14 protein-coding genes are annotated in these 21,397 nt (G+C 39.1%); 8 read left to right on the plus strand and 6 right to left on the minus strand.

Features of this window, described 5'->3' with window-relative positions; genetic code table 11:
- The 4 genes from GFH32_RS07370 to GFH32_RS07385 all read right to left on the minus strand — a co-directional run bounded on the left by GFH32_RS07370 (position 1) and on the right by GFH32_RS07385 (position 4,036).
- Positions 1–909 (minus strand): HlyD family secretion protein, encoded by a 909-nt coding sequence (locus GFH32_RS07370; RefSeq protein ID WP_153510719.1) that lies wholly within the window; start codon positions 907–909, stop codon positions 1–3.
- 6 nt (positions 910–915) lie between these two features.
- A complete protein-coding gene (locus tag GFH32_RS07375; RefSeq protein WP_153510721.1) occupies positions 916–2,196 on the minus strand; it encodes a TolC family protein in 1,281 nt (426 codons plus the stop codon).
- Positions 2,197–2,244: 48 nt separating this feature from the next.
- Positions 2,245–2,874: a TetR/AcrR family transcriptional regulator gene (locus GFH32_RS07380; RefSeq protein ID WP_153510723.1), complete on the minus strand. Its 630-nt coding sequence runs from the start codon at positions 2,872–2,874 to the stop codon at positions 2,245–2,247.
- 136 nt (positions 2,875–3,010) lie between these two features.
- Positions 3,011–4,036 (minus strand): pirin family protein, encoded by a 1,026-nt coding sequence (locus GFH32_RS07385; RefSeq protein WP_153510724.1) that lies wholly within the window; start codon positions 4,034–4,036, stop codon positions 3,011–3,013.
- A 299-nt stretch (positions 4,037–4,335) separates the two neighbouring features.
- Between GFH32_RS07385 and GFH32_RS07390 the strand changes: the two genes are divergently transcribed.
- Both GFH32_RS07390 and GFH32_RS07395 read left to right on the plus strand, forming a co-directional pair.
- A complete protein-coding gene (locus GFH32_RS07390) occupies positions 4,336–4,521 on the plus strand; it encodes a hypothetical protein (protein WP_153510726.1) in 186 nt (61 codons plus the stop codon).
- 155 nt (positions 4,522–4,676) lie between these two features.
- Positions 4,677–6,065 (plus strand): Gfo/Idh/MocA family protein, encoded by a 1,389-nt coding sequence (locus GFH32_RS07395; RefSeq protein WP_153510728.1) that lies wholly within the window; start codon positions 4,677–4,679, stop codon positions 6,063–6,065.
- Between the two features lie 82 nt (positions 6,066–6,147).
- Here the strand turns inward: GFH32_RS07395 and GFH32_RS07400 are convergent, their stop codons facing one another.
- Both GFH32_RS07400 and GFH32_RS07405 read right to left on the minus strand, forming a co-directional pair.
- The gene (locus GFH32_RS07400; protein ID WP_153510730.1) at positions 6,148–6,915 is read right to left on the minus strand and encodes a methyltransferase domain-containing protein; all 768 of its coding nucleotides are present in this window, start codon (positions 6,913–6,915) and stop codon (positions 6,148–6,150) included.
- Positions 6,916–7,031: 116 nt separating this feature from the next.
- Entirely contained in the window at positions 7,032–9,206 is a 2,175-nt protein-coding gene (locus tag GFH32_RS07405; protein WP_153510732.1) for a S9 family peptidase, read from the minus strand.
- A gap of 269 nt (positions 9,207–9,475) precedes the next feature.
- Between GFH32_RS07405 and GFH32_RS07410 the strand changes: the two genes are divergently transcribed.
- The 6 genes from GFH32_RS07410 (at position 9,476) to GFH32_RS07435 (ending at position 21,170) form a co-directional block, all read left to right on the plus strand.
- The gene (locus GFH32_RS07410; RefSeq protein WP_160366822.1) at positions 9,476–11,719 is read left to right on the plus strand and encodes a PQQ-dependent sugar dehydrogenase; all 2,244 of its coding nucleotides are present in this window, start codon (positions 9,476–9,478) and stop codon (positions 11,717–11,719) included.
- A 184-nt stretch (positions 11,720–11,903) separates the two neighbouring features.
- Positions 11,904–13,976 carry an alpha/beta hydrolase family protein gene (locus tag GFH32_RS07415; RefSeq protein ID WP_153510736.1) on the plus strand — a complete coding sequence of 691 codons (2,073 nt, stop codon included), beginning with the start codon at positions 11,904–11,906 and terminating at the stop codon, positions 13,974–13,976.
- A gap of 424 nt (positions 13,977–14,400) precedes the next feature.
- Complete coding sequence (locus tag GFH32_RS07420; protein WP_153510738.1) at positions 14,401–17,139, plus strand: TonB-dependent receptor; 2,739 nt, start codon at positions 14,401–14,403, stop codon at positions 17,137–17,139.
- 3 nt (positions 17,140–17,142) lie between these two features.
- Positions 17,143–18,507, plus strand: a complete 1,365-nt coding sequence (locus tag GFH32_RS07425; RefSeq protein WP_153510740.1) for a DUF4876 domain-containing protein — start codon at positions 17,143–17,145, stop codon at positions 18,505–18,507.
- A gap of 101 nt (positions 18,508–18,608) precedes the next feature.
- Positions 18,609–20,042 (plus strand): DUF6850 family outer membrane beta-barrel protein, encoded by a 1,434-nt coding sequence (locus tag GFH32_RS07430; protein WP_160366823.1) that lies wholly within the window; start codon positions 18,609–18,611, stop codon positions 20,040–20,042.
- 3 nt (positions 20,043–20,045) lie between these two features.
- Positions 20,046–21,170, plus strand: coding sequence for a cytochrome-c peroxidase (locus GFH32_RS07435; protein WP_153510743.1), 1,125 nt, complete (start codon positions 20,046–20,048; stop codon positions 21,168–21,170).
- Positions 21,171–21,397: the final 227 nt, after the last annotated feature.

Here is a 21,397-nt window from a genome sequence, read left to right on the forward strand (position 1 = left end):
TTAGTTCAGCTTTATTTCGCCATACATACCGATTTTGTAAAAGCCATCATTCTTTACTTGCACTTTGACAGCATATACCTGATTCGCTCTTTCATTCTTCGTTTGAATTGTTTTAGGCGTGAATTCCGCTTTACTATTAATCCAAGTGATGATGCCTTCGGTTTCTTTAAAACCTTTATTTCCATCGTCTGTAAATACTTTTACCTTCTGATTGAGCTTGACTAATGCTAACTGATCTCCACTGATATATACTCTCAAAATCATGTTGCTGAGGTCAGCAACTTTATATAATGGTTTTCCAATGCTCGCCATTTCGTTAACCTCGGCATATTTCGTTAATACGGTACCATTGATTGGATTGATAATCTTACTTTTTTGGAGTTGATCTTCAATTTGAAGCATCTGTACCTCAATAGGCTGTACATCTTTATCGATTCCGGAAACAGAAAGATCTAGGGTAGAACGTTGGGCAGCAACCTGCTTACTAATAAGGTCGATTTGCGCATTGATATCGTCTAATTGCTTAGCCGGAACAGCATCATCTCTTAGAAGATTCTGTATGCGCGTACGTTCGCGTTGTGCGGTCGCAAGCTGCGATTGCAATGCCGCTAACTGAGTATTTACACTAGGCTTTTTCCCTAAGAGGGCTTTCGCTTGCGTCTGCAATTGCCTTTTCTTTAAATATAGTTGAACGCTGTCAATATAACCGATGGATTGTCCAGCGGTTAATGTTTGTCCTTCTTGCACATCGAAGGCTTTAATGGTTCCTGCGGCTTCCGCTGAGATAATCGTCTCGATTGCTTCAAAGGTGCCCGTTGCGTCAAATCCTTTGTCTTTATCTTTACAAGATGAAAGCAGGAATAAACTCAGGATACATAGGAGGTTTAAAGTAGTATGTGAGGTTTTCATAATGTATTAATTGCCTAATGTGATGTTTTGGTTGTATTGAGAAAGTTGAAGTTGTATTTGATGCAAGACACGATTCTGGCGTGCTTGATCTTCTTCAGTCAAGGCCGTCATATAGTCGTAGGTACTAGCAATTCCATTCTTCAATTGCGCAAACATGGATTTCTTGACCGTCTCACGCAATTCGACAATCTGATTATCGGTTTCTATTAACTTCTGGAACTTGTTAGACTCTTCTTTTTGTTGTAGTAAGGTTAGGTTTGTATTGAAGAGGAATGTTTCCTTTTGTTTTTCCACTAACAGTTTGTTTACTGCGATATTCTTTCTGTCGTTTTTGTAGGTATAAAAGCTGGACAAGTTCCAGTTCAAACGAAGCCCAGCCATGTAGTATCCTTGCATGTCAGGATTCAACATATTTAAGCCTGGTCTGCCAGCGCCTCCTTGAAGAAATGCACTAAAGCGAGGTAAATTTTTATTGTATAGTAATTTGTTCTGGACGTCAATTGCATTCTCCTGTAGTTTAAATAGTTCTAATTCCGGACGATTGATTTCTACGGAGGAGCTTTGGACAATTGGAGTAGTCAATTTAACGTCGTCCGTAAGCTTCTGTCCAATAAAGTAGGATAGCATATTGATGTATGCTTTTTTTAATGCAATTTGCTCTGTTTTCCGCTGATCAACTTTTAAGAGTTCGGCCTGTAGCTTACTTAAATTGCTCTTGGTTGAAGTGCCATTTTTTACAGCTGACTCCACCTGTTGAATGGCATGCTCAATATCTGTTGCCGTTAATTTGGTCTGTTCTAATTGTGCATCAACCAAAAGACTTCCGAAGAAAAGCTGGGAAACTCGCTCGCGAAGTTTATAAAGCTCAACTTCTATTTTTTGCGATTCTACCTGGCTATTTGCTTCAACAAGCTTATGCTGATCGTTGACCAGAAGCAGATCCGTTAAGCCTTGAGATAACTCGGCGTAAACTTTATATTGATCTTTTGAAAGACTTGGTATTGACATCGAGGGGATACTAATTGGAACCTTCGTAACATCAGATTGATAAGTTGCCGAGCCACTAATATTAACCTGAGGCAGGTAAGCTTTATTTGCATTGTCGATGGAATAGTCTTTGGATTGCTGGATAAGACCGATTTGTTGAATCAATGGGAAATTTCGCTTCGCCATGGTTAAGCAGGAATCTAAGGATAGGTGAGATGGTACCTGTGCATTCGCTTGAAAAGCCTCAGCATTTATTCCAATCGCAGCCGCAAGCAAAAGGAGTTGGAGTATATTTTTCATTGTTTTATATTATTAATCATTTGATTAAATAAAGGGTAAATAAAAGCCCTAGGCTTGAATCATATTTTTTATCCATATAGGTATTAATTTCTTTCTTTCATTCATCATTTCTTGAAATAGTTTTTCCTTAGTGCCCGTTATATTTTCGAAGATTGGTTTAGCAATAAAAGGGAAAATAATCAAGCCCATCAGGTTCAATAAGAATTGAAGTGGATTGGTTTCAGAGATCTCTTTTCTTTCTCTCTTCTCCAGAAACTGTTTGTAGAAATAGGATCCCATAACGATTGTCTTGAATGGAATCTTATCCGCAAAATTATCAGGATTATCTCGAATTGCAGTTAATATAAAAACAGGTATATTAGGTTCTTTGCTCAAGAAGTCGATGTATTTGACAGCCAGCATTTCTATCTTTTCTTCGAATTCGCTATTTTCATCATGGAATACTATGGCTAAACTTTGGATAAAGTTAAATAGAGTCTCAAAGGTTATAATCTCAAATAAATTCTCTTTGCTTTTGAAATAGTAATTTAACAGCGCTAAATTCAAACCAGCTTCCTCGGCAATATCTCTAGTCCTTGTCGCGGCAAAGCCTTTCTCATGGAATACTTTCCGTGCAGCTTCTTTGATTTTATCTTCTGTAGAATGATCTATTTGTTTCTTCGGTCGTCCCTTTGCCATGTCCTTGATTTGATTAATGCTAAATAAAGGTAAATGCTAGAAATTTAAAATCAAAATTTAATTAATCAAATGATTAAAACATGTCATAAAAAAAGAGGAAACATATCGTTTCCTTTTTCCATAAAGTGTTTATATTTTATGCAGATGGTTTATCTGTTTCTTTGCCGAAATTGTAACTCGCAAAACGCCCAGCGTCTTTAGGATTTACCAAATCGGTTTCTTGATCTCCCCAAGGCCATCCGCCAAACTCTGTTAACTGATACTCGCGGAAAGCATCTTGCAATTCACGTTGGGTGTTCATGACGAACGGTCCGTGTGCTGCAACAGGCTCGTTTATAGGCTCGCCTTCCAAGATTAAAAACTGTGCTCGCTTATCAGCGTTTTTGATTGTAATCTCCTCGCCACCATCTAAATCCGCTATATAGTTCTTTTGAACTTTATAAGTGTCGATTTCAATTGTACCATCTCCTTCATAAAAGAATACAAAACGACTCATGCTGCTCGATACTGCCGGAAGCTTGAACTCAGTATTTGGATCCATATCAACTAAAGCAATACCTACATGGTTTTTAGGATCGGCAGCCCAAGAATGCGTTAAAGCTCCGCTATCTTTAGTGCCATAGTACTCGCCTAAGATTACTTTGGCAGTTACTTTTTTGCCATCTCCTTGTTCGATTACCGCTGTAGGGATTTTCTCTGCCCAAAGCATTTTGTAATTCGGATCCGTTAATTTGTTTTTACCAGGAAGGTTCAACCAAATCTGGAATAAGCGTAATGGATTTGGTTTATCTTCATGTATCAATGGAAACATTTCAGCATGTAATACGCCTGATCCAGCACTCATCAACTGTACGTCACCTTCGCCATAACGACCTTTAGAACCTTTGGAGTCAAAATGGTCTGCATATCCTTCTGGAACAATGGTCACAATCTCAAATCCTCGGTGTGGATGGTGAGGGAATCCAGGGATGTTCTGTCCATGATACATACGCCATTCTGCTTTGTTGTCAAAGTCACTTCCGATTTGACGGCCTTCTAAAGATGCTTTAGGACCAAACTTACCGTTTCCTTCAGGATATTTATCGTAATGATATGCACCTAAGATATATGGATCGCGAATAGGTAATCTACCTTCAACTTTTGTAATATTTTTTACTTTCATAATTATTTTCCTTTTTCTAATCTATTGTACAAAACACAGACCATCCTACGTCGAATTGACATGGAGTTACCAGCAGGTGACTAGTTACTTGATGGTAACTCAAGCTTAAAATAGCAATAGGCCGAGCTTGCTTTTGCCAATACGCGACATGAATGTTTCTGCCTTTTGACATTCTGGCAGGAGCAGGATGTCTATATGAAAACTAAATAGCGCTTACTTTGTTTAGTTAATTATACAGTAAATCAATCTGATCCCAGTTAGATTCATTTGAACACGTATTTTATAAGGAGGGAATTGCTATGGAAGAGAACAAAGAGTACAACGAGAATCTGCCTCAAGAAGATCAAAAAGTCCCAGAGATTGTAAAAGAAGAGGCTGATGATAAGCCGGCAGGGCGGAATATCTTTCGGTCGATTATCATCGCGATTATTATCCTTGTGATTATTTACTTTATCTATGTTCAGATGCGTGACGGCGCTTGGTAAGTAAAAAATCAGGTACAATTCGCATGAGTTTTCATTAGTAAGGTATAGAATTGGCTAAATATTTATATATTTAGTCAAGCCAATTCAGGCTGCATTAGCTTGGCGATGTGAATCTTACCCATTTGCTCGCTTTTATAAACTTAAACCTTTACCCAATGAAAGACCATTTTTCGAGAAGGCAGTTTCTTGCTGCTTCTAGCCTTTTGTTAGGAGGAACTGTACTTCCAGCATCAGCAACAACAAATAATGAAGATTTATTAAGTGGATGGATTCCCAATGGGAGCCATGCAAAATTGAAAGTAGCACTCGTTGGAACAGGGTCACGTGGCTCTGGTATGTGGGGACGAGACATTCAAAAGAACTATGCAAATCAGATTACATTTGTTGGCTTATGCGATAAAAATAAAGGTCGTGTAGCCTTCGCAAAGCAACATATCGGCGTGGATTGCCCAACCTACACAGACTTCGAGAAAATGATGAAAGAAACCAAGCCAGACTTACTCATCGTATGTACAATGGATTCAACACATCATCATTTTATTATTCGTGGAATGGAATTAGGCGCCAATATCTTAACGGAAAAGCCGATGACAACGGATGAGAAGAAAGTTCAAGCCATAGTCGATGCTGAGAAGCGGACGGGAAAGCAATGCCGTGTAACCTTTAATTATCGCTATTCGCCACATCGTGCGAAGATATGGGAACTGCTGCAAGCTGGCGAAATCGGAGAGCTTACCTCAGTCGATTTCCACTGGTATTTAGATACTTCTCACGGCGCGGATTATTTTAGAAGATGGCATCGCCGCACAGAAAATAGCGGCTCACTATGGGTACACAAGTCAACGCATCATTTTGACTTATTAAATTGGTGGATAGAAAGCGATCCAGAGTCGGTATATGCTTCGGGCTCGCTAGATTTCTATGGAAAGAACGGAAAGTTCCGTGCTGATAATTGTCGCGTCTGTCCGCATACAAAGAATTGTGACTTCTATTGGGATGTCACGAAAAGTAAATATAGCAAGGATCTATATGTCGATAATGAACAGTATGATGGGTATAAAAGAGACGGCTGCGTATTCAAAGAAGATATTGATATTTATGACAAGATGGCTGCAACAATTAAGTACAAGAACGGCGTTCAGGTATCTTACTCATTAACCACTTATTCACCTTATGAAGGATATCGAATTGCATTCAATGGGACAAAAGGCCGTATTGATGCATGGATTGAAGAGTCCAATAAATCTAACAATGCGGATTATGATGAGCTCGTTGTTTATAAGAATTTCAATAAGCGTGAGTTTGTTCGCATACCACATGGTACTTCTGGTCATGGAGGAGGCGACAAATTACTTCAAGATCAGATATTCTTACCTAATGTTCCAGATCCTTTAAAACAGTCGGCAGGTGTTAGAGATGGAGCCTTATCTTGTTTAATTGGAATTGCAGCACGAAAAAGTATAGAAACAAAAGGTGTCGTTGCGATCAGCGACTTAACAACAATAGATTTACAAGCAAAGAAACCATACCAACGCATGGTATAGTGGTCGTTAAGCTTATCCTACAAACAACAAGCACAAATGATATTACTCATTTGTGCTTGTTGTTTTTGGACTCTATACGGATTTATTGCTTTACGCCGTACATCAACATTCTCTTAAACGGATAAATAGCGGGAAAGCGTTTAAAATGCGTTGCAATACGCTCTATAAAAGTATCTTTTAACAGAACCTGTAGATCTTGCTCAAGTTTTTCCATGTAAGGGATCAATGCGGAGCCCGCAATAAATTGGTAAAGATCTAAGGCGTTGTCAGCGATGATAGGGTAGGTTTTGATGCTAATATCGATATCCTTTAAACCCTGCTCAAACATAATCTGCGCATATTGATCCAAGCTTAGCACAGGCGACACTCGGCGAAAGCCTCTTAGTTTCGTGAGGAATGGTTCTTCTTGCACAAGTCGATCTAGTAAAATATTGAGGGTATTATCGTTTTGCAAGGGCATCTGCACAGCAAATTGCCCATCCTTATTTAGTTTGGAAATAAGTTGAGGGAATAATTGTTCATGATTGTCCACCCACTGCAGTGCGGCATTACTGAAAATTAAGTCCCAACGGCTATCGTCAGCAGTAAATGATTCTATAGACTGCTGTTTGAATGATAGTCTCTCCTGAGTGATCTCCTTCGCCTCAGCTAGCATCTCTTCAGAAGAATCAATTCCTAAAAATGTTGTTTGTTTGAACTTCTGCGATAAGAGTAATGTTTGCTCTCCGGTTCCACAGCCTATATCAATAGCATTTGATTGATGATCGTCGATGATTAAGGCTGCAAGATCGTAGAATGGCTTATAGCGTATTTCTTTATATTGATTGTAAACGTCGGGATTCCAAGGCATAATTCTATTATTTCCCGAAACGAAGCCAAAGGCGTGCCATGTTTTTTCTAATAGTCAGGCTAATCAGGCGAAAAAAAAGCCATCCGATAGGGATGGCTCTTTACATATTTAATAAATTATTTTTTCAAATACTGATCAAAGTACTTTGCTATCTTATCGTACATGTGAATTCGATCTTTTCCCATCACGTTATGCTCATGTGTTGGGTATAGAAAGTAATCCACTTGTTTTCCCGCTTCAATACATTTTTGTACGAATTCCATACTATGCTGTTGAACGACAACAGGATCTTGCGCTCCATGAATTATTAATAAATGCCCTTTCAATTGATCGGCTTTATTCAACATAGACGTCTTTTCGTAGCCTTCCGGATTCTCCTCCGGCGTATCCATGTAACGCTCACCGTACATGATTTCATAATATTTCCAATCGATTACCGGACCTCCAGCAACTGCAGCTTTAAAAATATCGTTATGCTTTGTCATAAAGGAGCTAGACATAAATCCACCAAAGCTCCATCCGAAAATACCCATGTTTTCTGAATCAACATAAGCTAAGGATTTCAAATAGTTAATCCCCACTAACTGATCCGCCATTTCTGCTTCCCCTAAATTTCGATGTGTTACGCGCGTAAAATCTCTACCCCGTGCATCGGAACCTCGGTTATCTAATGTGAATACAATATAGCCTTGTTGTGCCATGTACAGGTCAAAATAGCCCGCCGCACCTAACCATTTATCAGTTACCAATTGCGCATGCGAACCGCCATACAAGTAAACCATGACAGGATACTTTTTAGTTGGATCAAAATTGTTCGGATATAAGATTCTGGCATTTAAAGGGGTTTTTCCATCCGCCGAGGTGAAAGATTTCAACTCTATCTTAGGTAATGCTATTTTTCCAGTAAATGGATTTCCAGCTTCTAAGATCGTGCTGCTTTGATTTCCTTTGCGATTGATAACTTGAACTTTATTAGGAACGCTAAGATTACTGTACTGATCCAATACATAGTTGCCACTTGTACTGATTGAAGCATTATGTGTTCCTGCTGTATGGGTTAATGCTGTCGTCTTACCGGATTGTAAGTCCACCTCAAATAAATGACGTTCTAAACCATTGTTATTCGCCCCAATATAATAGGCTTTAGTTCCCTTAGTATTGAAACCTTGAAAGTCTGTAACGACAACATCTTGGTATCCTAACTTGCGAATTAGTTTTCCTTGGGTATCATATAAGAATAACTGGTTGAATCCATCCTTATCCGTTTGATAAAGGAACTGATTAGCTTTATTAGGCACAAATGCCAAAGTATGCTGCGGTTCAACCCATGTTGTCGATTGCTCTTCAAATAGGGTAGAGATAAAGGCACCTGTATTTGCGTTGTATTTGTTCAATTTTAAGTGGTCCTGCCCACGGTTTAATACGCCAACGTATACAAATTCACTACTCGGGTCCCAAGTAACGATCGTTAGGTATTGTTCTTTAGGTTCTCCGGTTTGTAATCGAATCGTTTCACCTGTCTCGGTATTAAAGATGTTTAAAGTAACTTCTTCACTCTTCATACCTGCCATCGGATAGCGAATGTCTTTTACGGTTGCCACACGGGAATCCCACTGAGGTAAAGGATATTTGGTAACCATGCTCTCATCCTTACGGTAATATAGCAGTAGCTTGTCATTGGCAGACCACCACATCCCCTGATCGATTCCAAATTCGTTTCGGTGTACCACCTCGGAGCCATTGACGATACCGTCAACCGTATCCTTTGTTACGACGATTTTATTTCCAGTAGCGTCGATAATTTCAATATTGTTTCCATTTAAATATGCTGTTTTATTTTGTGAGGCATTACTCATTGTGTTCGCCAATTCTGACGGCACAGTGTTTAATACAGTCACTTGTTTCTTCGACAGATCATATTTAATTTGATATTTGTTTTTCTCGCCTTCAATTTGGAACGCTATGTTGTTCACGTCAATCCATTGGTAATCGCTAGGGAAGCGACGCAATTCGATTTTATCCGTAGAGATTGCTTTAGCTAATGCATTTTGTAAGTCTGACTTACTAATTAATTGTTTTGCTTGCCAGTTGTTTTTGGCATCGCGGACTAGTAAGTTTTGATAAGTGCTGTCTAAGCTAGAAAAGGCATCAACGTTTTTTATCCATTTTGACACATAGATTGTCTTAGGAGCAAATTTTCCAGGACCAAAGACCGTTTCATCTATACTGAAATTACGCTGTCCGTAGGCCATCGAAGAGCTTAGCAGAAATAATATCAATAGTTTTCTCATTGTAAATAATTTTATGCAGACGAAATTAGGGATTAGTTCTGGTAAATTCGCATCGAAAATTAATCAGTACGTCGGACTCTAAGGATTTTATTTTAGCTTAGATAAGCTAAGCAACGCTAAATTAATAGCCACATTTGCCGAAAAAATAGGTGAAGATTATTATCTTTAAAAAAAATAAGCACAAAGCTTTTAGTGAACTTTTGCGCTTACGATATATTAATTCAGAACCTAAACCCAATAGATATTCAATAATGATTGCTTCCAATTTCATGAAAACATGTATGCTGTTGTTTTGTGTAGCAGCGCTGTCCTCTTGCCAACAAAAAAGATCCGGTGATCCTCGTGTACTCGTCTTCAGTAAATCCGATAAAGATACCTTAAACACAAATGCCGAAGGAAGTGCAGCTTTACTCAATTGGGCAAAGGAGAATAAAATCAAGGTTGATACAAGTACGAATGCTACCTTATTCAATGAAGATTCGTTAAAGAATTATTCTGCCGTTGTATTATTAAACACCTCTGGAAACATCTTGAATAAGTTTCAAGAAGTTGCTTTTGAGCGTTACATACAAGCAGGGGGTGGTGTATTAGCATTGGAATCGATTCAAAATACAGAAGTTGATTGGAAATGGTATCGTCGACTATTTACAGATAAGGATGCGCATGCTGTTTCGCAACAAGAAGTCGATGGAGGACGTGCTGCATCAATTCAGATGGAGGATAAGTATTCAAATGCTGTTTTTTCGGACGAATCATATCTAACGAATGTTTCCAATAGCTTAAAATTTGCAATCGGCAAAAACTTAGAGTTAGTTTACACAAAAGCAAAATCTAAACCCGTTCCTGCGGAAGAAGATTTTACAAAAGTAGCCATGGCTTATGGCGAACTTTTCGAGCCTACAGAAATGGCTATTCTACCCGATTTAACAATACTGATTGCACAGCGCAGAGGTGAGCTATTATTGCTCGATCAGAAGACGAATAAGTTAGAGCAGGTCGGAATGTTAGATGTTTACCATGATACCGGTATTCCGAAAGTAAGTGCGGAAGAAGGCTTTATGGGCTTAACTTTGGATCCTGACTTTGCAAAAAACAACTATATATACGCATTTTATAGTCCTAAAGATACTTCGGTTAATCGTCTGTCGAGATTTGAGTTTAAGAATAAGAAGCTAGACTTGAAATCAGAAAAAGTAATATTACAATTTTATTCGCAACGATATATCTGTTGCCATACCGGAGGATCCTTAGCTTTTGGAAAGGATAATCTACTTTACTTATCAACGGGCGATAACTCTACGCCATTTAATGAAGAAGGACAAAAATTCGTAAGTGACGGTTATTCTCCAAAAGACTCACGTGTAGGACATGAACAATACGATGTACAACGTACATCAGGAAATACTAACGATTTACGCGGTAAAATTTTAAGAATTAAGATGAATGCCGATGGGACTTACGCTATTCCTGAAGGTAACCTATTTAAAAAAGAGCAAGCGAATACACGTCCTGAGATTTATGTGATGGGAAATCGGAATCCATACCGTATTTCAATTGATCAGAAAACAGGATTCTTATATTGGGGTGAGGTTGGACCAGATGCTAGCAAAGATTCATTGGGTCGAGGACCTCGAGGATACGATGAGGTTAATCAAGCACGTAGTGCAGGTTTCTTTGGATGGCCATATTTTATCGGTAACAATTACGCCTACCATGCGCACAATTATGAAACAGGCGAAAAAGGCGCCGCATTTGATCCGAAAAAACCAATCAACGATTCCCGCAACAATACGGGTTTAAAAGAATTACCAACAGCTCAAGCCGCATTTATTTGGTATCCTTATGCCGATTCACCTGAGTTTCCACAAGTTGGAAATGGCGGGCGAAATGCTGAAGCAGGTCCTGTTTACTATTCTTCAATGTTTCCGCAAGAGACGCGTTATCCTGATTATTACGATGGAAAACTATTTATCTATGACTGGATTAGAGGTTGGGTGATGTTGGTCTCCATGCAACCGAATGGCGATTTTGACAAGATGGAGCCTTTTATCAGCAACATGAAGTTAGCAGCACCAATTGATATGGAGGTTGGCCCGGATGGTAAGATATATGTATTGGAGTATGGAAGTGGTTGGTTTAGTAAGAATCCAGACGCTGCGGTAGCTCGCTTCGATTACGTTGCTGGCTCTGGAAAAGCAGGGAAAACAACCGGTGCTCAGGCTGGCAATGCTGCGAATACAATCGGACATCAACAAGCCGCCATTCCGCGCGGACAAAGCTTAATTGAAGCTTCAGACTGTAAATCATGCCACGCTATAGATAAGAAATCCGTCGGCCCATCATATAAAGAAGTAGCAAAACATTATAAAGATAATAAAGACGCCGAGTCGATCTTGGTAAAAAAGATCATGACAGGAGGGAGTGGTGTATGGGGGAAAGTTGCCATGGCTGCGCATCCTAATTTGAAAAAAGAGGATGTTCAAGAAATGGTGGCTTGGATCTTAAAACAATAAGGACCAGTGCGATTAGCTTGATTGCTTTTTAATACAATCGAAGCTACTCGCAGTTTATTGCTTATTGGGACGATTTGGAACATTTTATCTTACCTATGAACTAAGAACATGGGGCTAGGGTCTATTTTTTGTAGGGTAGAATAGCGGGGTAAGTAATCAATCTAACATCAACCTAAATAAGTATATGAAAATTTCCTATCGATCGCTCTATTGTGGAATGCTGGCTATGGTTATCTTCCTGAATGTCACCGTTGCTCAGCAAGAAGGCAGTGTATTGGCACCTGGATGGTTTATGCATCGCGACGCTCCGAACTCTTTGTATGAGCACTATTATCATCAGTCTATCAATTACTTAAATCAACGGAAATCAACAGTTGATAAAATCAATACGCTTGCAGAACTGCAAGCTTGGCAGGTGAAAAAGAAAGAGCAGATAAAGAAAGCAATAGGCGAATTTCCGAAAGCAGAGTCTTTGAATGCGAAGCAGGTCGGGAAAGTAAACTTTGCCGATTACAGCATCGAACACATCGTATTTGAATCGCGTAAGAATTTTTTTGTCAGCTCTTCACTCTATTTACCTAAAAATCTGAAAAAGCCTGCTCCAGCGATAGTTTATTGCAGCGGACATAGTGAGACAGGGTATCGTTCGGATACTTATCAGCATGTCATTTTAAATCTCGTTAAAAAGGGATTTATTGTCTTAGCATTTGATCCGGTAGGGCAGGGAGAACGACTGCAATACTTTGATCCGCAAAGCAAGAAATCCAAATTCGCAAGTCCGACCCAAGAACATTCTTATCCTTCGATACAGCTATTGGCTGCAGGCGACAATATGATTAATTATATGGTCTGGGATGGTATTCGGGCGATTGACTATCTCGTTTCACGCAAAGACGTCGATTCAAAACGAATCGGAGTAACCGGTAGATCGGGAGGTGGTACACAATCGGCTTATCTAGGTGCCGTTGATGATCGGGTAAAAGCAGTTGCAATAGAGAATTATTTAACGAATTTTGAAAGACTGTACCAAAATAAAGGTCCTCAAGACGCCGAACAAAACTTAAATAGCGGCATCAAACAAGGAATCGATCATGCCGACTTTATGATAGCTCGCTTACCTAAAGCGACTTTACTGGTTGCCACACGAAACGATATATTCAATATTCAAGGTACGCGCGAAACGTTTTCCGAGGCTGAACGCTTATCTAAACTCTACGGGGGGCAAGCCGCCAACCTGTCGATGGTAGAAGATGATGCAGGACATGCCTCCACCAAAAATAACCGGTTGGCCTTATATGCTTTCTTCCAACAAGCACTAGCGAATCCCGGCAATGTAGTAGATGAAGAGGTCACTTTACCGACTGAGGAGCAATTGAAAGTAAGTCCGACTGGCCAAGTCAATAGTTCCTATCAAAGCAGCTCCGTATTTAGACTGAATAAGCAAAATGCGGATAAATTAAAAGAAAATTTACGAGGACAAGCGAGTCTAGATTTCTTGAAATCAAGCCAAGGAAAGCAGCAGCTAAAAGACATGACAGGATTTGTATCGATGAAACCCTTACAAAGTCCAGTTTATACCGGTAGGATACTAGGTAAGGGTTATAATATCGAGAAATTTTTCAGTTATACGGATGCCGGATATATTTTGCCATACCTACTCATTAAACCAGAAAAGACCAATGGTAAGTTCATCCTTTGGCTCGCGGAGCAAGGAAAACAAGATGTCGTTGGAAAAGAGGATAATTTTGTCAATTTAGTGCATCAAGGATATACGATTGTGTGTCCTGACCTAATTGGGACGGGTGAAGTAGGTCCTGGCACTTATAAAGGCGATGCGTTTATCAACAATGTTTCCTATAACCTCGCCTATATGGGCTTGCAAATTGGACAGACAACAGTGGGTTTGCAGGCAAATGATATTCTTGCATTAGCGGATTTGTTGAAGCGGGAGTATGCTGCTGAAGCGATTGTTGCTGTTGCTCAGGATAATAGCATAGCGAGTTTGCTGCATGCCGCTTATTTCGAGAATCCTTTTCAGCAGGTTATTGCCCTAGGTAAATTGACCACTTATCAAGAAATAGTCGACACCGAGTATTATGATTCGAACGTCGTGCCTAGTATTGTACCAAACGCGCTGAATTATTATGATTTACCCTTACTGGCAAAAGTTATTGATCGTTATTCTTTTATTTCAACAAATCAAGAGTCTTTAAAGGGGGAATACCTACTAAAACTATTGCAAGCTAAATCGAAGTAAAGACTGAAAGGCCTAAGTATATGTAAGGTAAATATTAGAGATCTTATCTGCTTTTACGTACTCCCTTTCATAACCCATAGATACAGAATGTGAACGGGGTTTGAAAGGGAAGTGAAAGGGATGTGAAAGGGATCTAGACAGAGGGTCCTAGTACGAAATCGAGAAAACAGTAGGTTCACGTCTATAAAAAAGTTTCTGCCGTATATGAATAAAATACTGTATAAACCAAGATTGATTTAAAGAGATATTTAACATAACCAAGTTAGTTATGTAAGGTTTTAGAGTTGTTGAAATCCAGTTAATTAAGAAATAAAAAGAAGAGAAAATTTAAAAAGAGTTTTTTTAAATAACCATTTTTATGTTCTTTTGCTATTTATAATTAATCTTAATAAAAGTGAATCGCTTAATCTGCCTTCTCGTTCTAATGCTTTTTTTTGCGGGCATTCCTTATTCATTTGGACAAATCACCTCGCTAAGAGGGAGAGTAGTAAACGATAAGAATAAGCCTCTAGCTTTTGCTACTATTCGGATCAATAACGGTGAGCAAGTAACCTCATCTAATGACAACGGAGAGTTTTCCATTAGCATTTTTACTAATCAGGATGCAGTACAGTTGTCGATTTACCATGTTGGCAAGAAGACCCTACAAACGCGTATCAGGCGTCAAGATTTTTCGCGGTTTCAATCCTTTGTACTCGAAGAATTAAGTTTAACTCTGCAAGGCGTAAATATTATTCCAACCTACCAGAATACCAAGAACAGTAATTCCTCCATTTTTTTCGATAAAGAAACCATTGAGGCAACGCAGGCTTTTAGTCTACAAGATGTTTTGAAAAATTTACCTGGGAAAGCCAATATCGCCCCCAATGTAAACCAAGTGGAGACCTTTACGCTGCGTGGTGGAAATACCAGCGGTTCTGGTGCTGATAATGTTTTTAATCTGAATAATTCCTTAGGTATCGCCATTATTATGGACGATATGTATTTGAGTAATGATGCAAATATGCAAAGTCGGTCCGCCAGTCGCTGGGGGATGACTAGCGCAACACTCTCGGGAGTTGGTTTTAACGATTCGTATTTAGGAATGCAAAGTTCAAAAAATTATGACGTTGCTTTTCAAGGGATTGATTTGAGAGAAATCCCGGTGAATAATATCGAAAGTATTGAAGTCATCCAAGGAGTAGCATCAGCTAAATATGGTGAGATTACGGACGGAGCAATCATTATCAATCGCCAAGCGGGATCGTCGCCATGGGCTGTCAATCTTCAACTCAATGGTGGATCGGTTTCGACAGGTATCAGCAAGGGCTTTGAACTTGGGAAGATCGGAGCTTTAAATGTGTCGACGAATTATACCAATTCCAACGCGGATCCAAGAGATAAAATCAAAACTTTTAATCGTATCAATCAATCGCTCATGTGGACGAAGCGATTCCGTAATGATATAAAGAATACTTTGTCTTTCGACTATAATTATCGAAATGATCATCGGCGTTTAGATCCAGATGATGATCAAAAGGAATCCTCAAAATTTACGAATAAGGGATTTTCCATTTCCAACCGTTTAGCCATCCCGACCAATATCAAATGGCTAAATACGGCCAATTTTAATGTAAACTTTTCAAGGTCGAAGCAAAACTCTTATAAACAATATATTCTGAATCGGGGGATTACCGCTATAACAATAAAAGACACGACGGGTATTTATAAGGGCTATTTTAGCAACGGTAGTTATCGTGCGGAAGAAGAAATTGTCGGCATTCCAATCAACTTTGGGGCGAGACTGGATGCCTCAAGCCAATTTGAATGGGGATCGTCGAAGCATCAATTAAGCTATGGCATTAATTACAGCTTGTCAAACAATGGCGGACAAGGTATTATTAGTGATCCGGATCGCCCACGATGGTTATTGAATGGTGGGGGAAATGAACGGGCCTATGATTTTGAGCATCTTCCCAATGCCCAAAATTGGGGACTATTTATAGAAAATAGTATACGCGGAACGATCGGTACACGTGCTTATCAGGCGAACTTAGGATTGCGAGCGGATATTCAAAATGGCTTTTTAACGCTACAACCACGAGTGAATACAAGTTTTAAGTGGAATGATCAATGGTCGTCGACGGCGTCCTTCGGGATTTCTTCGAAGGCACCAACGCTAGCACATATGTATCCAGCACCCGTTTTTATCGATATTGAATTATTGAAAATATACGCTGGAGATTTGTCCAAGGCTCTTTACTTAGTGTATACGGATAAGAAGATATTAGATAATGCACATTTGAAACCATCCATGTCATCCCAGTTAGAGTTAGGTATGCAGTACAAAGGCTCGATCTTGAATTCTGCATTATACACCTACTTCAAGCAAAATTGGAACGGATTCGAAACAGTAAATTCTGATCACCATTATACCTTGCCTAATTATAATTACGAGGTTGACCCTATCTCTGGGGAAATTAGCTATTCGGAAGCAGGAACCACAAGTAATTATTTCGGATTCTATGGTTATGAGATGACGAATGGAGCCAAATCAGAGACCATTGGTTTGGATTGGATGATTAATTTCAATCAAATTAAAGCGATTAAAACGAGCTTTTCTATTCTAAATAACGTGTATTACAGCGCTTATAAACGAACTCAACCTTTACGTATACAAATAGAAAATAATAAGATTATTCTTCCTGATCAAACCAGTATGACCTATGCAGTATATGATCCCAATGAAGGAAATCAATTGCAGATCATGTCCAAACTAAACAGTTCGACCCATATTCCTAAAGTAGGCTTTATCGTTAATTTTAGTGCTGATGTATTCTGGAGGGACCGACTTAGGTCGAGCAATTCGATTTTGCCTGTCGCTTATTATAATTCCAATGGACTTTACAAAACTGTTGCAGAGGCTCCACTCTCGACGGAGGTAATGAATGGTTTGAAGCGAATTTCTGAAGATATGGTTTCGGAGGATTTACCCTTCGTTTATTGCATTGTCAATATGTCCTTAGTGAAGGAAATTAATAAGAAGTTCAGAATAAACCTCAATGCCTACAACCTATTTAACATACGTCCAGAACATTACTCGGTAACGTCTTCCGGGATTGAAAGAATTTATAAGTATAACAGAAGACCAAGCTTCACTATTGGCACAAACATAAAATTTTAACCCATGAAATTCAATTCAGTAATCTTTGCTTTCCTTATTTTCACGCTGTCGAGCTGTCAAGAGGTGCCCGAATTAACACGTGCTGTAAAATTCACAGTAGAGGCTAAAGTCAAGAGTGACGAAAATTTGCAAATCACTACGGAAGGTGCAAGTGTCACTATAACCAATAAAACGAATGGTTCAACCTACCAGACTACAGTACAGGCGGATGGTAAGGCCGTTTTTGAAAGTGTTACTCCCGGTTCCTATACGTTAAGTGCGACTTTAAGTATTACTGCGGAGAAGTATATGGAACTTGCAGGCTATTATGTCGAAGATGCCGTTAATTTTTCTGGAAGCTCAGATAATGTGGAAGTCTTTGATGATAAAACGCTGCCTATCGAACTAATCGCTGGAAAAACAGGGAATCTAGTTTTTAAACAGATTTATTATGTAGGTTCCAACGTTGCAACAGGTGCCTCCTTTAGAGATGTTTTTTTAGAGATTTATAATAACTCTAACCAAGTTCTTTATGCGGATAGTCTGTACTTCGGTCAAGTAATTGGAATTAACAATGCTAAAGTAAGTGAATACAACTTGGAAAGTGGACAATATGATTGGTCAAAAGCTGTTGGTATGAGCATTGATGCAGGAAAAGATGCGAATGTTGATTATATTTATGCACATACATTATTCCGTATTCCGAGTGATGGAACTGGTAAAAAACATCCGATTCAACCTGGTCAAAGCATAATTATTGCAGCAACTGCTGTTGATCATACCAATTCATACGAGTCGAATACCTCAGCACCGGTAACAGTAACAGACCCTGCGTTGACGGTAAACTTAAATCTAGCTTATTTCGAAGTTAATTTAATTGAATTCTTAAGACCAACGGATAATAGCGCCCATACCCCATATCGTTTTGATGTGGATAATATTAGTGTGCCTAATGTGGATGTGCTACATGTGTCTAGTGGAAATGATTTAATATTAAATGCTTTGGGACGCGAAGCCATTTTTATTGCCGATACGAGAGGTACGGATATAAATATGGAAAGTCTAAAAAATTATGCAACTCCCGAAGTAAGATCGATAACGGCAGAGACGAAAACGTATAGACAGATCCCCGCGTCGATTATTGTAGATGCCGTAGAATTACAGCATCCAGTTGCTTCCTCAAGAGTTCCTAAACGTTTGCCAACAACTTTGGATGCAGGACGTACGTTTGTACCAGGCGGGCAATATTCTAGTCAGTCTTTAGTGCGTAAGACCTTAAAAATAGTTAATGGTCGCCGGATTTTGAAAGATAGCAATAACTCCGAGGCAGACTTCGGCTATTTGCAAAAAGCTGATGTTTCTAAATCGGCAAGTTCATTTATTGATTAATTAGTACGATGCTTAAGTTTAGCTTTTCAATACTTTTCGTTCTTTTTTGCTATAACTGCTTTGGACAGCAGTTATTCAGCAGAGACTCTTTGCTGTTAGATTTGCCATCACAACAGAAATTACTGTTCCACTTTGAGAATCCACAGCTCGTTAGGACGCAGCTAAAGGACTATAATATTGGAGAGGCTGAACTTTCTTTTCAACATAGAAAAGGCGAGTATCGAAGAGCTAAAGATGCTTATCAGCAAAACCTGGCGGAGTTTAATGCATTCGGTATATCGCAAATCGATAGCTTTATTATTTCTGGACATTTTAAGTTCAATAGAATTTGGGAGGATAGTCTTGCGAACACGCTGCAGGGGATAAACGATGATGTTTCTCCGTTTTATTACTTTGTTGAAAAATCAGGGAGATATGAACGTCAAAATTTTAACGGAAATGTCCAAGTTCGTTACGCTGGTTTTAATCCGTATTTCCAACCTGGATTGAAATTTGACTACAATATGCACTGGACAACAAGGTCTGTCGATCCGCGTCCGAATGTGGCTTCCGTAGCGATTAGATTTAATCCTTTTATTAGTTCTCAGATAGGTAAAGGTTTAATTTCTGGCGGATTTTTATTTGGTTATGGAGATGAGGAGAGCGGCATTGCATATAAAAATCCAATGTATGGCACGAGTATGCTTTTTCCAGATCGTATTTACTATACGAATCAGGGATTTGGTTATATATCTCAAAAGGACTCGAGTAATATGCGGAAATATGATCAGTATTTGGGGGCTAATTTAGCCTATAGCTTACAATCAGAACGCATTGAGTTATATAGTGCATTGCGTTTCGAACGAAAGATAACAAATAGCACATTCGATCAGAAAATGCGTAAGCAATATTATAAACGTAGTGAATTTAATTTGCAGACGCTAAATAGTCAGACGCAGGTTCATTGGAAGCAATCTTCCGAAAAACAACATTTGTTTTTTCTTGATTTCATTTATCAAAGAGGTTTGGACTTGAATTACAATCTCCGTTCAGCGAATTATTTGGTTACTAATACCAACATCAATTTGAATTATGCTTACCAAAATAAATTATGGACACTTGGTTTAGGAGGGGATTGGCAAAGTATGGATAAGTTAGATGCCGCTGCTGCTCATCAGCATACTTATCAACAGCTTAAGCTTCAAGTTCAAATTAGACGCATCTTTAATATTGGAAAAAACTTTTTGGAAACCGAGTTGATCCCGAATTATACCATGAGTCTGTCTAATAAGCTAACTGTGCCTAGCACGCAGGTCAATGTTTTTACGAAAAGTATAGTCTATCCGGACTTTGATTATTTCAATTTGGAACCTGTTGGGGTGGATTTCAATTTAGCATACGTGTTGCCGAAGGCGATGAAGATGCGCGGCGCGAAATTGTTTTTGCGCAATCAATTTCTGACTGTGTTAGGCGAGCCTAATAAAAACAACTTATCTTTGCAGAAAGATAAATATAACCTGTGGCAAGCGCAAATTGGCGCACGTTTTAGTTTGTAGCATATGACTAAGAATAAATTAGTATCGCTAGTTTCGATTTTTATTATCATTATCTGTAGTGCTTTTCTTCACGATAAGCAAGACTCCATCCGTGATTTGTATAGTCGTCCCATAAGCGAATGGCCTAAGCCCACGATTGATACGGGCGTAAATTGGCAGGAGTTTAAATCTTTACCGAAGATTGATACCAGCTATTTTAGTTTGATGGAACGACCAGATATTAAGCTGGGAAAGATCTTGTTTTTCGATCCTATTTTATCGGGTTCTAATCAGATTTCCTGTAGTTCTTGTCATAATCCGCAAACCTCTTGGGCGGATCATTCGACGGTTCCAGTCGGTCATGATCATTTGGTCGGGACTCGTAATACAATATCCTTACTTAATGTTTACGCGCGTAAATCGCTATTTTGGGATGGTCGTGCGAAAACACTGGAAGAGCAAGCGCTGGCACCCATTGAAGCGCACAATGAGATGGCAATGGATTTAACGAAGTTGATTCCTAAGTTGAAGGCAATCCCTGGTTATCGACAAATGTTTGAAGAGGCGTTCGGTGATGAAGACTTTTCTATGCCTGAAGTTCTTAAGGCATTGGCAGCATTTCAACGCACGCTTACTAGTCGTAGAAGTCGATTTGATGAGTTCCTCGATGGAAAGTATAGTGCTTTAACTGACGTCGAGATTCAGGGTATGCACCTCTTCCGCACCAAAGCGAGATGTATAAACTGCCATCATGGAGAGTTTTTAACAGACGAAGACTTCCATAATATAGGTTTGACTTACTATAAAAGAAAATATGAAGATCTAGGTCGCTATTTGGTAACTAAGGACCCGAAAGATGTAGGTAAGTTTCGTACGCCATCACTTCGAGATGTGATGAACACAAGTCCTTGGATGCATAATGGTCTTTTTGAAGATATCACAGGATTACTCAATCTGTATAATAGTGGTATGGTGATGAATAATCCTAAGAATGCGGAGCAACATGCCGACCCTATGTACCCGAGAACTGATCCATTATTAAAGCGTTTGGATTTAAGTAAAGAAGAGATTCAAGCTATTGCGGCTTTTTTGAAAGCCACGACGGCGACAAAATATAGAATGAATAGACCTGATAGCTTACCTAGATAATCGGCTATTATCGTATTTTAATAGGAAAGCTGTCTGTAATGGACAGCTTTTTTTGTGTAGGAGTGGAGCTTTATATGGTGGGTGCTGTTTTCAGAGTTCACGAGGGATTCTAAATTAGCTGTTGATAGGGTAGTTGGTCATTGATGTAGAAAATAATGTTTTGGTTCGTCTGTGTAAATAAACACTTCTTGAGCCATATTGGGGTAGATCTTGATTTGACAATTATT

This window comes from Sphingobacteruim zhuxiongii (assembly GCF_009557615.1).
GTDB classification, from domain to species: Bacteria; Bacteroidota; Bacteroidia; order Sphingobacteriales; family Sphingobacteriaceae; genus Sphingobacterium; species Sphingobacterium zhuxiongii.